The sequence below is a fragment of the Lentzea sp. NPDC092896 genome (genome assembly GCF_044754905.1).
GTDB lineage: Bacteria > Actinomycetota > Actinomycetes > Mycobacteriales > Pseudonocardiaceae > Lentzea.
Genome location: NZ_JBIVPX010000004.1, coordinates 676,461 through 690,178, shown reverse-complemented (window position 1 = coordinate 690,178; position 13,718 = coordinate 676,461). Strand labels below are relative to the sequence as shown.

At 64.0% G+C, this 13,718-nt stretch carries 11 protein-coding genes and 1 pseudogene; 6 read left to right on the top strand and 6 right to left on the bottom strand.

The genetic code is table 11. The features are described 5' to 3' along the window. Positions 1-7: 7 nt before the first annotated feature. Positions 8-1,195: a hypothetical protein gene (locus ACIQF0_RS24240; RefSeq protein ID WP_401032734.1), complete on the top strand. Its 1,188-nt coding sequence runs from the start codon at positions 8-10 to the stop codon at positions 1,193-1,195. Here the strand turns inward: ACIQF0_RS24240 and ACIQF0_RS24235 are convergent. The 3 genes from ACIQF0_RS24235 to uvrA all read right to left on the bottom strand — a co-directional run bounded on the left by ACIQF0_RS24235 (position 1,192) and on the right by uvrA (position 4,847). Beyond that, a complete protein-coding gene (locus ACIQF0_RS24235; protein WP_360046834.1) occupies positions 1,192-1,656 on the bottom strand; it encodes an SRPBCC family protein in 465 nt (154 codons plus the stop codon). The genes ACIQF0_RS24240 and ACIQF0_RS24235 overlap by 4 nt on opposite strands. Positions 1,657-1,785: 129 nt before the next feature. Beyond that, positions 1,786-1,968, bottom strand: a complete 183-nt coding sequence (locus ACIQF0_RS24230; RefSeq protein WP_360046833.1) for a hypothetical protein — start codon at positions 1,966-1,968, stop codon at positions 1,786-1,788. Continuing rightward, the gene (gene uvrA, locus ACIQF0_RS24225) at positions 1,968-4,847 is read right to left on the bottom strand and encodes an excinuclease ABC subunit UvrA (RefSeq protein ID WP_360046832.1); all 2,880 of its coding nucleotides are present in this window, start codon (positions 4,845-4,847) and stop codon (positions 1,968-1,970) included. Before uvrA ends, ACIQF0_RS24230 begins: the two co-directional genes overlap by 1 nt. A gap of 224 nt (positions 4,848-5,071) precedes the next feature. Here uvrA and ACIQF0_RS24220 point away from each other — a divergent pair, with 224 nt between their 5' ends. Beyond that, on the top strand, positions 5,072-5,824 hold the full coding sequence (locus ACIQF0_RS24220; RefSeq protein WP_401032731.1) for a maleylpyruvate isomerase family mycothiol-dependent enzyme: 753 nt from the start codon (positions 5,072-5,074) through the stop codon (positions 5,822-5,824). A 47-nt stretch (positions 5,825-5,871) separates the two neighbouring features. On the opposite strand, the pseudogene ACIQF0_RS24215 reads toward ACIQF0_RS24220, so the two are convergent. Further along, positions 5,872-6,831, bottom strand: a pseudogene (locus ACIQF0_RS24215) (acyltransferase family protein); the annotation flags it as partial. A gap of 139 nt (positions 6,832-6,970) precedes the next feature. Here ACIQF0_RS24215 and ACIQF0_RS24210 point away from each other — a divergent pair. Next, the gene (locus ACIQF0_RS24210) at positions 6,971-7,648 is read left to right on the top strand and encodes an MBL fold metallo-hydrolase (protein WP_401032729.1); all 678 of its coding nucleotides are present in this window, start codon (positions 6,971-6,973) and stop codon (positions 7,646-7,648) included. Between the two features lie 13 nt (positions 7,649-7,661). Here the strand turns inward: ACIQF0_RS24210 and ACIQF0_RS24205 are convergent, their stop codons facing one another. Then, complete coding sequence (locus ACIQF0_RS24205; RefSeq protein WP_401032727.1) at positions 7,662-8,792, bottom strand: HIRAN domain-containing protein; 1,131 nt, start codon at positions 8,790-8,792, stop codon at positions 7,662-7,664. Positions 8,793-9,008: 216 nt separating this feature from the next. On the opposite strand from ACIQF0_RS24205, the gene ACIQF0_RS24200 reads away from it, so the two are divergent. Beyond that, positions 9,009-10,109, top strand: a complete 1,101-nt coding sequence (locus ACIQF0_RS24200) for a hypothetical protein (protein WP_401032725.1) — start codon at positions 9,009-9,011, stop codon at positions 10,107-10,109. Between the two features lie 11 nt (positions 10,110-10,120). Here the strand turns inward: ACIQF0_RS24200 and ACIQF0_RS24195 are convergent, their stop codons facing one another. Beyond that, positions 10,121-10,702 (bottom strand): hypothetical protein, encoded by a 582-nt coding sequence (locus ACIQF0_RS24195; protein WP_401032723.1) that lies wholly within the window; start codon positions 10,700-10,702, stop codon positions 10,121-10,123. Between the two features lie 113 nt (positions 10,703-10,815). Here ACIQF0_RS24195 and ACIQF0_RS24190 point away from each other — a divergent pair, with 113 nt between their 5' ends. Together ACIQF0_RS24190 and ACIQF0_RS24185 are read left to right on the top strand one after the other, a co-directional pair. Next, complete coding sequence (locus tag ACIQF0_RS24190; protein WP_401032721.1) at positions 10,816-12,408, top strand: hypothetical protein; 1,593 nt, start codon at positions 10,816-10,818, stop codon at positions 12,406-12,408. A gap of 1 nt (position 12,409) precedes the next feature. Continuing rightward, a complete protein-coding gene (locus ACIQF0_RS24185) occupies positions 12,410-13,696 on the top strand; it encodes a hypothetical protein (RefSeq protein ID WP_401032719.1) in 1,287 nt (428 codons plus the stop codon). The last annotated feature ends 22 nt before the right edge of the window (positions 13,697-13,718 follow it).

Sequence of the window (13,718 nt, the reverse complement as noted above, 5' to 3'; positions counted from 1 at the left end):
TGACGGGATGAAGCGTTGGCTGCTGGCGGGGATCGCCGTCGTGGCGGTGCTGGGGCTGACCTTCGGCGGCATCGTCGTGCTGCTGACACCCGACCACCGCACCACGTTCCTCGTCGACGCGTCCGAGTCCGCGGACTTCGGCGAGGTGGCCGACGCCGTCGGGGCCGCCGCGTCCAACATGTCCGCCGACGACTCGTTGGCACTGCGCCGCTTCGGCGGCACCTGCGACTCCCCCGACACCGCCGAACTGGTCACACCGGCCACCGGGCAGGCCGCCAGGATCGGGGACGCGGCCCGCGCCATCACTCCCAGCGGCAAGGCGACTCTGCTGAGCGGCATCCTCGCCGCGATAGACGACTTCGCGCGCACGTACCCGTTCCGCGGCTCCGCAACCAACCACGTCGTGGTGATCGCCCGCGGTGGCGCCGACGCCTGTGGCAAGAGCGCCGACGAGGTCCGTTCGATCATCAAGCAGCACACGGACAAGGTCGGCGTGAAGATCGACTTCCGGTTCGTCGGCCACCGGCTCACCGCCGACCAGGTGAAGGTCCTCACCGAGATCGCCGCCGCCACCGACGCGCAGGAACCGCGCCTCACCAAGACCTCCGGCGAGCTGGTCACCACGATGAAGGAGATCTCGATCCCCGCGGACCTGGTGGCGCAGGAGGTGAAGACGTTCAAGGCGTGCGAGACGGTGACCCTGGAGGTGCTCCAGCCGCTGCACCCGGTGAAGGACGATCAGCAACGCCCCGCGCTCCTGACCGAGTTCGACTGCCGGCAGGACCGCTACGTCCTGGCTCGGGCGAACATCGCCCCGGCCATCCCCGGGATCTGGCTGCCTGTCGTGTTCGAGTTCCGGGACCAGGCGTGGCACTTCGTGGATGCCCACAACGAGATGTCCTGCGGCGACGTGCCTCTGGAGGTGTGGAAGCAGTGGGGTGCGGGCTGCGTGCCCGATCCGGTCGTCTGCCGCGAGGGCGAAGCGAGGGTGGCCGACGAGTCCGGGTCGCTGGGCTGCCCGGCCGCGATCGAGGTCGCCGACCGCTACCAGGCCGCGATCAACGCAGGCCAGACGGACGGGGCGAACCTGAGCTGGACCTCCGGCGAGTGGGCCTGCGCCCGGCAGGCTCTCGGGCCTCCGCTGCGCTGCACCCGCATCACCGACGGAGCGAACATCGAGATCGGTGCCGGCTAGGAGTCGCGGCTGGCGGCCTTGGCCTCGAGGACCTGCTTCAGGCCCTTGAAGCCGCCGCGCATCATCATGTCGTGGTTGCCGCGGAAGAACGGCTTCGCGATGAGCACCAGACGCCGCAACAGCGCCTTGTTGACCACTACTTCCTGGTCGAACATGAGGTCGGTGCCGCCGTCACGACCGGTGATCTCCCAGCTCGCATAGCCTTCGAGATCACCGGACAACGTCGCACGGAGAAGTCCGGCCTGCTGGTTCCGGATGCTGTGCCTGACCTGCACGACGAGGTCGAACGGCAGGAACGACCGGCACCTGAGCTCGCCGGTCTCGTCGTCGATCTTCGTGGCTTTCCGGATCTCGGTCCACCACAGCGGGTAGTTCGCGATGTCGGACAGCACCTCGTACACGACGTCCGGGGGCGCGTCGACGTGCCACACGCTGCGGAAGCGATAGCGGTTGAGTGACACGGCCGCCATCATCCCGGATACCACGTCCGAGTGACAGATCCTCGACGAAACTCACACCAGACCGCGAATTCCTCGCGGTGGGGCATACGGCTCTAGTGAGACTTGAGCGCCTCACTAGGCCGGCCTAGTTCACTTGTCGACTAGATGAGGAAGCCGTTCCAGGGTCCGCAACCAGCTGACAGCCGCGACGCGCCGGAGTGCCTGCTCCGACGAGTCGAGCGCCTCGACGAGGCTGAAGGGGTACGCCACGGGCTCCCCGCGCGACGCCTGAAGGGCGCGCTCGCGGTAGGCCAGCGCATCGAGTGGAATCATCACCCTGCTGCTGACACCTCCTCGTTCTCGAGCACCTGCAGCAAGAACTGCCCCGTGTAGCTCTTCTCGACCTGCGAGACCTGCTCGGGTGTGCCCTCTGCTACGACCATACCGCCGCCGGAGCCCCCTTCGGGACCCATGTCGACGATCCAGTCGGACGTCTTGATGACGTCGAGGTTGTGCTCGATGACGATGACGCTGTTCCCCTTGTCCACCAGGCCGTTGATCACGCCCAGCAGCTTGCGGATGTCCTCGAAGTGCAGGCCCGTCGTGGGCTCGTCGAGGATGTAGACCGTCTTGCCCGTCGAGCGCTTCTGCAGCTCCGACGCGAGCTTCACGCGCTGCGCCTCACCGCCGGACAGCGTCGGCGCCGGCTGGCCCAGCCGCACGTAGCCCAGACCCACCTCGACCAGCGTCTTCAGGTGCCGGTAGATCGCGTTGATCGGCTCGAAGAACGTCGCGGCCTCCTCGATCGGCATGTCGAGGACTTCCGAGATCGTCTTGCCCTTGTAGTGCACTTCCAGCGTCTCGCGGTTGTACCGCGCGCCCTTGCAGACCTCGCAGGGGACGTAGACGTCCGGGAGGAAGTTCATCTCGATCTTGATGGTGCCGTCGCCCGCGCACGCCTCGCAGCGGCCGCCCTTGACGTTGAACGAGAAGCGGCCCGGCTGGTAGCCGCGGACCTTCGCCTCCGTGGTCGCCGCGAACAGCTTGCGGACGTGGTCGAACACGCCGGTGTAGGTGGCCGGGTTCGACCGCGGGGTGCGGCCGATCGGCGACTGGTCGACGCGCACCAGCTTGTCGACCTCGTTCAGCCCGTTGATGCGGGTGTGGCGGCCGGGCACCTGGCGCGCACCGTTGAGCTTGTTCGCGAGCACCGTGGCCAGGATGTCGTTGACCAGCGTCGACTTGCCGGAACCGGACACGCCCGTGACCGAGGTCAGCGTGCCGAGCGGGAACGACACGTCGATGCCGCGCAGGTTGTGCTCGCGCGCGCCGACGACCGTGAGCTGGCGCTTCTTGTCGATCTTGCGGCGCTTGGCGGGCATCGGGATCGACTTGCGACCCGACAGGTAGGCGCCGGTGATCGACTCCTTGTTCGTGAGCAGCTTCTTGTACGGGCCGCTGTGCACGACCTTGCCGCCGTGCTCGCCGGCGCCGGGGCCGATGTCGACCACCCAGTCCGACGCACGGATCGTGTCCTCGTCGTGCTCGACGACGATCAGCGTGTTGCCGAGGTTGCGCAGCCTCGTCAGCGTCTCGATCAGCCGGTGGTTGTCGCGCTGGTGCAGGCCGATCGACGGCTCGTCCAGCACGTAGAGCACGCCGACCAGGCCGGACCCGATCTGCGTGGCGAGCCGGATGCGCTGCGCCTCGCCGCCGGACAGCGTGCCGGACGCGCGGTCGAGCGAGAGGTAGTCGAGGCCGACGTCGAGCAGGAAGTGCAGACGGGCCTGGATCTCCTTGAGCACCGCGCCCGCGATCATCGACTCGCGCTTGCCGAGCTTGAGGCCGTCGAGGAAGTCCGAGCACTCCGAGACGCTCATCGCGCAGACCTCGGCGATGGACCTGTCGCCCTTCTTGCCGTGGTGCAGCGTGACGGCGAGGATCTCGGGCTTCAGTCGCGTACCGGCACACGCGGGGCACGGGACCTCGCGCATGTAGCCCTCGTACTTCTCCCGCATGTAGTCGGACTCGGTCTGCTCCTGACGCCGTTCGAGGAACGGGATGACGCCCTCGTAGTTGGCGTAGTAGGAGCGCTCACGGCCGTAGCGGTTCTTGTAGCGGACGTGCACCTGCTCGTCGATGCCGTGCAGGATCGCCTTCTGCGCCTTGGCGGGCAGGAGACGCCACTGCTGGTCCATCCGGAAGCCGATGGTCTCGCCGAGCGACTGCAGCAGCCGGATGAAGTACTCCGCGGTCTGCCCGCCGGCCCACGGCGCGATGGCACCGTCCTCGAGGCTCAGCTCGTCGTCCGGGACCACGAGCTCCGGGTCGACCTCCTTGCGCACGCCGATGCCCGTGCAGACGGTGCACGCGCCGTACGGCGAGTTGAAGGAGAACGACCGCGGCTCCAGGTCCTCGATCGCGAGCGGGTGGCCGTTGGGGCACGCCAGGTTCTCGGAGAAGCCCCTGATCCGCTTCGGATCGGTCTCGGGGAGGTCGACGAACTCCAGCTCGACCAGGCCGTCCGCGAGCCGCAGCGCCGTCTCGACCGAGTCGGTGAGGCGCTGCTTCGACGAGGCCTTGACGCTCAGGCGGTCGATCACGACCCCGATGTGGTGCTTCTCCTGCTTCTTGAGCTTGGGCACCTCGGCGAGCGCGTAGACGACACCGTCGACCTTCGCGCGCGAGTAGCCCTGCGTCTGCAGGTTCTGGAACAGGTCGACGTACTCGCCCTTGCGGCCGCGGATGACCGGCGCGAGCACCTGGAACTTGGTGCCTTGCTCCATCGCGAGCACCTGGTCGACGATCTCCTGCGGCGTCTGCTTGCCGATCGCCTCGCCGCACTGCGGGCAGTGCGGCTTGCCGGCGCGGGCGTAGAGCAGGCGCAGGTAGTCGTAGACCTCGGTGATCGTGCCGACGGTCGACCGCGGGTTGCGGCTCGTGGACTTCTGGTCGATCGAGACCGCGGGCGAGAGGCCCTCGATGAAGTCGACGTCGGGTTTGTCCATCTGACCGAGGAACTGGCGCGCGTAGGCCGAGAGCGACTCGACGTAGCGGCGCTGGCCCTCGGCGAAGATCGTGTCGAAAGCCAGGCTCGACTTGCCGGAGCCGGACAGCCCCGTGAAGACGATCAGGCTGTCCCGCGGCAGGTCGATATCCACGCCGCGCAGGTTGTGCTCGCGGGCGCCGCGAACAACAAGACGGTCTGCCACTGGGGTCCCTTCGGCTGCGATTGGCGGGTCACTCACGCCACACTCTCCCGAACAAGCGTTCGAAGAGTACTAGCATCGTTTCGGAGGCTGCGACCGACCCGCCGACCATGCTAGGGCTGACCCCTGACAAAAACGGTTCCGTCGCCTGTCGCATTCCCCTGAACAGGCTTTACTCATAGTCTGGTCACTTCGATCAGAGCCTCAACGTCGGGGAGAGGCAGCACATGACCTACACGCCGTCCACTGAGCAGACGTCCGTACCCGCGCCGCGAGGTGTGCCGGACAGGCACATCAACGCCGTGCGCCAGGCTACGGACGTGCTCTACGAGGTCGTCGAGGAGCTGGACGAGACCGCGGTGCGCGGTCCGAGCCTGCTCCCCGGATGGACCCGCGGACACGTCATCACCCACCTCGCGCGCAACGCCGACGCGCTGGTGAACCTGCTCACCTGGGCCAAGACCGGGGTCGAGCACCAGGCCTACGCGTCGCGCGCGGACCGCGACGCGGACATCGAAGAGGGTTCGCGCCGCATCCTCCAGGTGATCAAGGCCGATCTCGACTCCGCGTGCCAGCGGTTCGAGACGGCGTGCCGCGAGTTCCCTGCCCACGCGTGGCGTTCGGAGGTCACCGCACCCAAGGGGCAGGCGATCCCGGCGTCCACGGTGCCGTTGTTCCGGCTGCGGGAGATCTGGATCCACCTCATCGACCTCGACGCGGGCGTCGGGTTCGACGACCTGCCCGCCGACTTCGTCGAGGAGTTCCTCGACGACGCCGTGCGGCAGTTCGAAGGCAGGGTCGACTCGTTCGCCGTCGAGGTGACCCTGCCGGACGGGAGTCAGCGCAGCTGGGCGGTCAACGGCCCGGCGAGCCGCAACTCGGTGAGCGGGTCGGCGAGCGCCGTCCTGGGGTGGCTGACGGGCAGGACCGACGGCGCCGACCTGCGCGGTGAGCTGCCGGAACTGCCCGACTGGATCTGAGTGAGCAGCTTGTAGGCGGGGCGTTCGACGAACTTCGTCAGCGCCCAGCCGAGCACCAGCGCCGAGGTGACGAAGCCGGCGAGGATCCACCAGGACCGCAGCCCAACGGCGTGCATGCGGTCCATCACCACGGTGCCGATCTGCTGGTGCACGAGGTAGACGCCGTACGAGATGCCCGCGAGCCACGTGATCGGTTTGGCGATCGGGCTGAAGAACACCCAGTCGGGTCCGGCGGCCGCCGCGCACACCATGAGCAGCAGTACGGCGAAGCCGAGCGTCGATCCGTACTCGGTCGTGTGAATCGCCTGCGCGATCAGGGTGGCGACGAGGAGCGCGGCCAGGTGCGGGGTCTTCAGCCTGTCCTTGTGCCACAGCCAGATCGCGATGCCGGCGGCGAACAACTGCGCCCTGTGCAGCGCGAACCCGTTGTAGATGGTGAACAGCGCGTGCGAGTGGTCCAGCAACGGCCGTAGCAACAGCGGCGTGACGATGAGCGCCCAAAGGAAGACGCGGAGCTTCGTGCCTCTCAGCCGCTTCACGAGCAGAGCACCGGCGATGAACGCGGCGATCTGCACGGGCACGGTCCAGTAGGCGAAGTCGACGATGTTGACGTCCGGCATCCACTGGTTGATGAGCAGCAGGTTGTAGACGACGTCTCTGCCGTCGAGCTGACTCCACCCCTCCGGCGCGATCCATCTCTGCACCGCGTAGGTGAGCAGCACCGCCGCCATGTACGCGGGCAGCAGTCTGGCGAGTCTTCTCCACAGGAACCGGCCGGGTTCACCGCTGTTCAGCGAGGCACAGGCGAAGAAAGCCGAGACGACCATCAGCGTGCTGGCGCCCATCGACATCGGGAACGTGAACGGCAGCGGCCCGAGATCGGGGTGACTGCTGACGCTCGTGAGCGTGGCGTGGTGGAGCAACACGCACCCGATGGCGACGACGCGAAGGACGTCCCAGCTGACCCTGCGGGCCGTCCGGGGCTTCTGTCGTTGCGCTGGAATCACGAGAGGCGGGGACCTGTTCGTTTGGTGCTTTCGGAGTACTCGGACGTCGAAGCTTGATCCTTACTTACCCTATGAGTGAGACCTGTATGCAACCTGAAGGTGTGCGTCTCGCCGCATCGAGCGACTACCGTCTGCCACCGTGGACGTACTCGAGAACTACACCGGTCACGTCGATCCAGAGGGCCCCGCCGCCCGCCGCACCCTGGACGCGCTGACCATCACGAAGATCTCCGTCGGACCGATGGACAACAACGCCTACCTGCTGGTTTGCCGGTCCACGAACGAGGCGTTGCTCATCGACGCGGCCAACGACTACGAGCGCCTGTCCGACCTGTTCGGCCACATCCCGAACCGCCCGAGACTGCGCACGATCGTGACCACGCACCAGCACGCCGATCACTGGCAGGCACTCGGCGCCCTCGCCGGAGCCCACGGCGCGAACACCGTGGCGCACGAACTGGACGCCCCCGTCCTCCCGATCCCGCCGGACGTCCTCGTGGACCACGGCGACACCATCAACGTGGGAGAAGTCCCGCTCTCGATCATCCACCTGCGCGGCCACACCCCAGGCTCGATCGCCGTCGTCTACGACGACCCGACCGGCCACCCGCACCTCTTCACCGGAGATTCACTCTTTCCGGGGGGTGTGGGGAAGACCACGTCCGCGGACAACTTCGCATCGCTGATCAACGACGTGGAGGACAGGCTGTTCGCCGTGCTGCCCGACGACACGTGGTTCTACCCCGGTCACGGCGACGACTCGACGCTCGGCAAGGAACGCCCGTCCCTCGCGGAGTGGCGTTCGCGCGGCTGGTGACGCCAGGAGTGCGTCAAGCCTGCTGAACCACCCGCTGCAGTTGCCGCACGAAATCGTGCGGCAACTCTTCTGGGGGCGAGATGTTGAGCTTCGCCTCGACGACCAAGGCATTTCCGGTCAGCACGACATCGGCGTAGCAGGTGATTCCGGCCTCCTGGAGCGGGCGCACGATCGGCAACAGCTTGGCCGACGTCTGCTTCGTCAACTCGCCGATTTCCTGGCCGTCGACGTACACCATCACGACTTCGCTCTTCGAACGCGGACCGGTGCGCTCCAGTACCCGGAGACTGGCGACGACCAGTGCCTTGCCCTGCGGATGAACACGAGTCATCAGCGGTCCGAGCACATCCAGGTGATCACTTTCCCGGGTCAGCTGATAAGAGCGCCCTGAAGGAATGACCATGTGACGCGAGCGGCCGTCGATCTCGTTGATCGCGAAGAGAACCGCGGGGTCGGCCAGATCGAGCGACACGCTCGCGATGAAGTCCCCCGGTCCACGGCGCCACCAGACTCGCGCACGACACTGGGCGACTTTTCCAGCTCGTTCCACCGACTGCAGTGGGATCGCGTATTCGGCAGCCGACTCGCGTGGCAGATAGCCGACCACTCGCCTCTCGATCAACACCTGGACCGCGTTGCGATCATGACGGTTCGACGGTTCGCGGCGCAATTGAGCCACCATTTCCCGTTCACCGGTCGTCGTGGCGCCGGCCAGACCGCGCAATTCCTTGAAGTAGTGCGACTCGCCGACCACTTCCTGACCGAACCAGCCACGTCCGCGCAGCATGAGTGACCTTCCCACAACCTGCTCCGCCGATGCGGAGCGCGGTCGCGCAGACTGCCGCCGTGGAGCTTCAGTTGTGGTCACGACTCCCTCGCAGAGTGAGAGCAGTCCACGGTACAACTGCTCGAAATCCGCTTGCTGCTTGCGGGTGAAATGCAGCTGACAGGGAAGTTCGTCTCGAACGACGAGATCCAGCCGGCCGTTTCGAAACAAGCCCGCTCTGGTCATCGATGCCGACACCAGCTCCGCACTGGTCACCACGAGCCTGCTTCGGCCCAGCGCCACTTTCGCCAGCACGTTCTTCGGCTGAACGACGAGCCGCCGGCCATCGAAGTCGACAGAGATTCCGTACCCGTCCACCGAATACTCCTATCGACTCGTGGCGCGCCTAGCGGCGCCGGCTCAACCGCGTAGTCGTCCTGCAAACGGGTCTCCGTTACAGACCGTCGCAGAGCATCGCCTCCATCGGCGCGCGAACCACCCGCGAGATTCACTCGTCCGGCGGGCCATTCGCGGATTTGCGACGAGCATGATCGAGGTGGTGGTTCGCACTGACTCTGGGGAAAGGGCGAAGCCATGTCCTTCAGTCCGTTGGTCGCGATGAAGAGCAAGATGGGCGAGTTCGAATCACTCCACCATCTCGGCGACCACGGTGATTCCACTCCGAGAGTCATCATCGAACTGCTCGATTCCGTACAACCGGAAGGTCGCGGGCTGCTCATGCCCGCACTGGTCGAAGCAGCGGTGCGGATGGCGGAGCGCGGTCGCCCTGTCTGGATCGACCCACACCTGCTGAGCCCAGCGGCTGCGCTCGCTCGCGACCCCGGCGGGGCGCTCGAGCACCTGGACAACCGCATCGAGAACGCATTGGCTGACAACCTCGGTCTCCTCGCTCCTGACGTCCCGGCCCTTGTTCCCGTCATCCCGGTGTCGGCGACCGATGACCAACTCAGAACAGTCGCGTTGCTACAGGAACACCGGCCGCGAGAGATCGCGGTCCGCTTTCGGGACCTCCGCGGCGCTGCAGGTCAGCTGGGCGACCGTCTCCGTCACATCGCCCGCGTGGCACGACTCGACGACAACGCGATGCACGCTGTCATCGACCTGGGCCACGTGGAGATTGTTCACCCGCACCAGGTCGGACTGGCGTTGTCACTCGCGAGGACGTTGACCGAGCACCTGGGCCCGGCTTCGACGACGCTGCTCGCAGGTTCGGCACCTGCTGCCCGGCACGGTTTCGCCACCGCAGTCCGGGATCGGCCCGAGGTACGAATCTGGCGCGAGGTCGCGGACGGAGTGAGCGGCGCACAGATCAACTACGGCGACTACGGCGTGGCCCACCCGCACCCGCCGGCTGCGAGCACCCCAGGGCCTCGCACCATCAACCCCTACCTGTTCTACACAGTGCCGAACTGCGTGATCACGATGCGACGCCCGCTCGTCAGGGAGTCCGGCAAGGTGGCACCGGGCGCTGCCGCCGAGGCGTTCACGGACCTGGCCGACGAGCTCGTGGCCCGGCCGGAGTTCGCCGGCAGCGGCTATTCGTGGGGCGACCGCGAACTGGCAGGATGCCGACGAGGAGGAGGTCAGACCGCGAGCGGGGTCTCACGGTGGATCGCGATGGCCATGTCGCATCACCTGGAACACCTGACCCGCCGGGCACCATCCGAGCTGTGACGTTCCCGCTGTCAGCCGACCACGTCCAGCAGGTCCAGATAGCCGGTGGTCGTGCGCCACAGGGCGTCCGAGTACGGGGTGAGCTTGCCGGGGCTCCAGCGGCGATCGGTGTAGTCCTGGTTCGCCTGCCGCAGTGCCCTCAGGCTCACCTCGAACTCGTCCTCGACGCGCTTGCGCAGTTCCTCCTCCGACGGCGCGGCCGTGCGCACCAGCTCGCCCGTGCCGTCGCTGACCGCCACGAGCGTTTCCTCGCTGACGCCGTCCGCCGCGCTCCAGACCAGCGCGGGCCGTTCGATGCGGTGGTTCCACACCGGGGCGTCCTTCGACCGCCAGCGGGCCTCGAACGGGTTGCGCGACAGCCTCGTCGAGTTCGCCCAGTGCTCGGCGCCGACCGGCTCGGTCATCCACGGCACCTCGTCCACCGGCAGGTCGGTGACCAGCGCGACCTCGATGACGTCGAGGTCGCGCGGCACGTCGAGCAGATCGCCGAAGACCCACAGCTCCATCACCTGGAAGCGGAAGAACGAGGCCGGCAGCTCGCCGCACTTCTGGGCGAGTTCGGCCAGGTGGTGCGCGGCGCGAGTCCATTTCACGAGGTGGATCATGCCTGACCGGGTGGCCAGGGCTTTGACAGGTGTAACCAACAACGAGCGTCGAGCGACGCTACTCACAGGCCTTCTCACCGAACCCATCGACGGAGCCCCATGTGAGCGATGCTCAACGATTCGCCGACTTCCGCGTTGGAGCAGTGCGTCCGCCGCGGAGCCCTACGCTCGTCAAGCGCATCGCCGAGTTTCTTGAGGCGTTCCCCGAGGCATCGATCCACCGACAAGCCCTACAGTTATTGGGATCCGATTGGGTATTTGCGGCTCCAGACAAGAAGAATCCTGATTGCTGGACCATCTACATCCGCTTCGGCAGTGTGATCGAGAATCTATTCGACATAACTCGCGAAATTGTTGCATACTACTCGCCATACGAAGACTTGCAGATTCGATCCTTTGATCGACTCGAACGAGCCGTGCAACTCGGCACCCGCTCAGTAACACCTGACTTGCGCGCACTTTACAGCCGCGACAGCGCCAATCGCAAAAAAGTGCGCGACTGGGCCAAGGGTGCAGTCACAACAATTCCACTGGATGTTAACGACACCAGCGTTGTAGAGGCGGCCGCTGACCTCTTCTCCATACTTGCCGAGTTCCTGTCAACGCGCGATCTCTACTATGAAACCCTGCCAGTTACCGGAGAAGATTTCTTCGGTCGACGCACGCTCTTGCTGTCACTCATGCGGGATATTCAAGAGCACCGCGTATGCGGCGTCTTTGGGCTGCGAAAATCCGGAAAGACGAGCGTTGTAAGACAAGTGATGGCAGCCCTGGAGGAGTCGTCCGATCCATGGGCCCTGGCTTTCGTCGATCTCGAAACGCTGCCGAGTCCACCAACTGATCCTATTCAACAACTCATCAAGCGGGTCACCTACGCCCTGATACAGGGACTCAGACCCTTGCAGCTTCGGACGCACGAGCTAAAGCAGCTCGACACAAACGCATCTATTGAGTCCTTTGCACAAGCACTGAAAGCATGCCTGATAGATGCAGACAGAAAATCAGTCAAAGTTCTGCTGGCGCTAGACGAGATCGAGTTCTTGCTGGCCGGAGACATAAACGACTCATCTCGCTCCAATATAGCACAGTTCCTAGCAATACTAAGATCTCTTGTGCAAGAGCACGAAAGCTTTCTAATCCTCTTCTCTGGACTCACAAGCAGCATCATCGAGTCCGGCAGACTCTTTGGTCGCCCAAACCCGCTCTACTCATGGGCAAAGCCATACTTCGTAACACCTTTGTCAGCAGAGGACGCTCAGGATTTGATCGTGACCCTAGGGGGAAGAATGGCGGTCGACTGGAGCCCTGAAGCACAGGAGGAGGTGTATACCGAGACAGACGGCCACGCGTTCTACGTCCGTTCACTTTCCTCATCCGTCGTCAAGCAACTACCGCCGCGCCAGCGGCTCTTTCGAATCGAACGCGAGCTCGTACAAGGTGTCCTTCGCAGCTGGAAACGCGCCGAAGCCGCCCGCGTTCGAGAGATATTTGAAACCCTGGAGGCCTACTATCCAGACGAAAGAACCTTGCTGGATATTGCCATAAGCAGCCCCGCAGACCTTGCCGACATCGCAGATGAGCATCCGACTGAAACTGAGCATCTTCTGAATCTTGGCTTACTCAATGAAGGACAGGCAGGAGAACTATCTGTCAGCGCAATAGCCCAGCTGAACCCAGCTCGAAAGCAGCGTTGACATGGATCCCTTGCTTCAACACTACGCAAGCTCCATCGTGCGCCAACTCTCATTACGCAGAATGCTATTCGTTCAGGCAACAGGAAACTTTGAAGACAGCCAAAACTCTGTCTTCTCTGCAATTCAGGATATTGCACCCGATGCCACAGGACTTCCAACACGACTGGTCAGAACTCTCGAAAATTCGGACCTAACTTCTACGCCACACACAATCATGCTGACAGACCTGGAACTAATCGCAGACAGCGCTAATGCATCATGGCTAGCACACATTCGCCCAACTTTCGTCGACGCAGTTGAGCACGGATCACTTCTACTCATCTTCAGCAGGGTTCCACGACTGAGACTTGCGGTAACCGCAGGCTCGTTAGTGTCAATGGATTGCCCACACTACCGATTCAAAAAACCAGATCAGCTCTCACTCGACGAACTGATGACTAACATAAAAATCAGCGATAGAAAGAACATCGAAGCCTGGTCGCAAGGCCAGCCTACCCTGCTACGACAACTTGTTAATATCGCCAGAATCGACATTTCAAACCGAAAGAAGCTAGCGCGCAGCGATGCCGCACTGCGCGAAACGGCGTTTAGAATTTTTTCTCAACTTGGCCCAGATATCTCCACTTGGCTAGAGCATTGGGTTTGCCAGTACGACGAAACGCCCGACAAGTCTGATATCCCTGGCGAAATTCTTGAAGCACTCACCGAAGCAGGTCTAGCATCCACTAAGGAGTCAACAGGAAGCATCGACCTACTACCCGGGCCCGGCCGCGATATTTTTCTCAGAGCCCTACACGACTACATTGACAGCATCGTAGTTCCACCCGAACGCTGGCCAAACATGTCCGCTTCACTATTTCGCCTGGAGCGAATGATTCGCCTCGCGGTGAAGCACGCCTACGTCAATAAGTTCGGCGAAAGCTGGAAGCAGAATCTTCCTGTCCCCTGTTTTTCAAAAGCGGTGAGTCGAGCACTCCAAGAAGCACCAAGACACGGAACCGCAGAGACGATCCCGAATCCTCTGGAATGGATGACCCTAGGCGAACTCGCCAGCGCAGTTGAAACCTACTGTGACCAGCACGGTCCTCTGGGCGAAATCTCTCAGAGAGTCTGGAAGTCGCTCTTTCAAGAGGTAGAGCCTGTCAGGAACAGGGCGGCACACATGAGGTTGATGAAGTACGGGGATGCCGAAATTCCGCGACGCTGGATTCGCGAGCTTAAAATGCGTGCTCCAGCCGCATTCAGCAGTCAAGCCGACTACGGTGACGAGCAAACAGTTTTGAACTAGAGCTGTTCCAGCAGCCATTGAA

Excerpts from the sequence above, each read along its gene's own strand:
- ACIQF0_RS24240 (WP_401032734.1), top strand. The coding sequence starts at position 8 with ATGAAGCGTTGGCTGCTGGCGGGGATCGCCGTCGTGGCGGTGCTGGGG.
- ACIQF0_RS24230 (WP_360046833.1), bottom strand. The coding sequence starts at position 1,968 with ATGATTCCACTCGATGCGCTGGCCTACCGCGAGCGCGCCCTTCAGGCG.
- ACIQF0_RS24220 (WP_401032731.1), top strand. The coding sequence starts at position 5,072 with ATGACCTACACGCCGTCCACTGAGCAGACGTCCGTACCCGCGCCGCGA.
- ACIQF0_RS24200 (WP_401032725.1), top strand. The coding sequence starts at position 9,009 with ATGTCCTTCAGTCCGTTGGTCGCGATGAAGAGCAAGATGGGCGAGTTC.
- ACIQF0_RS24185 (WP_401032719.1), top strand. The coding sequence starts at position 12,410 with ATGGATCCCTTGCTTCAACACTACGCAAGCTCCATCGTGCGCCAACTC.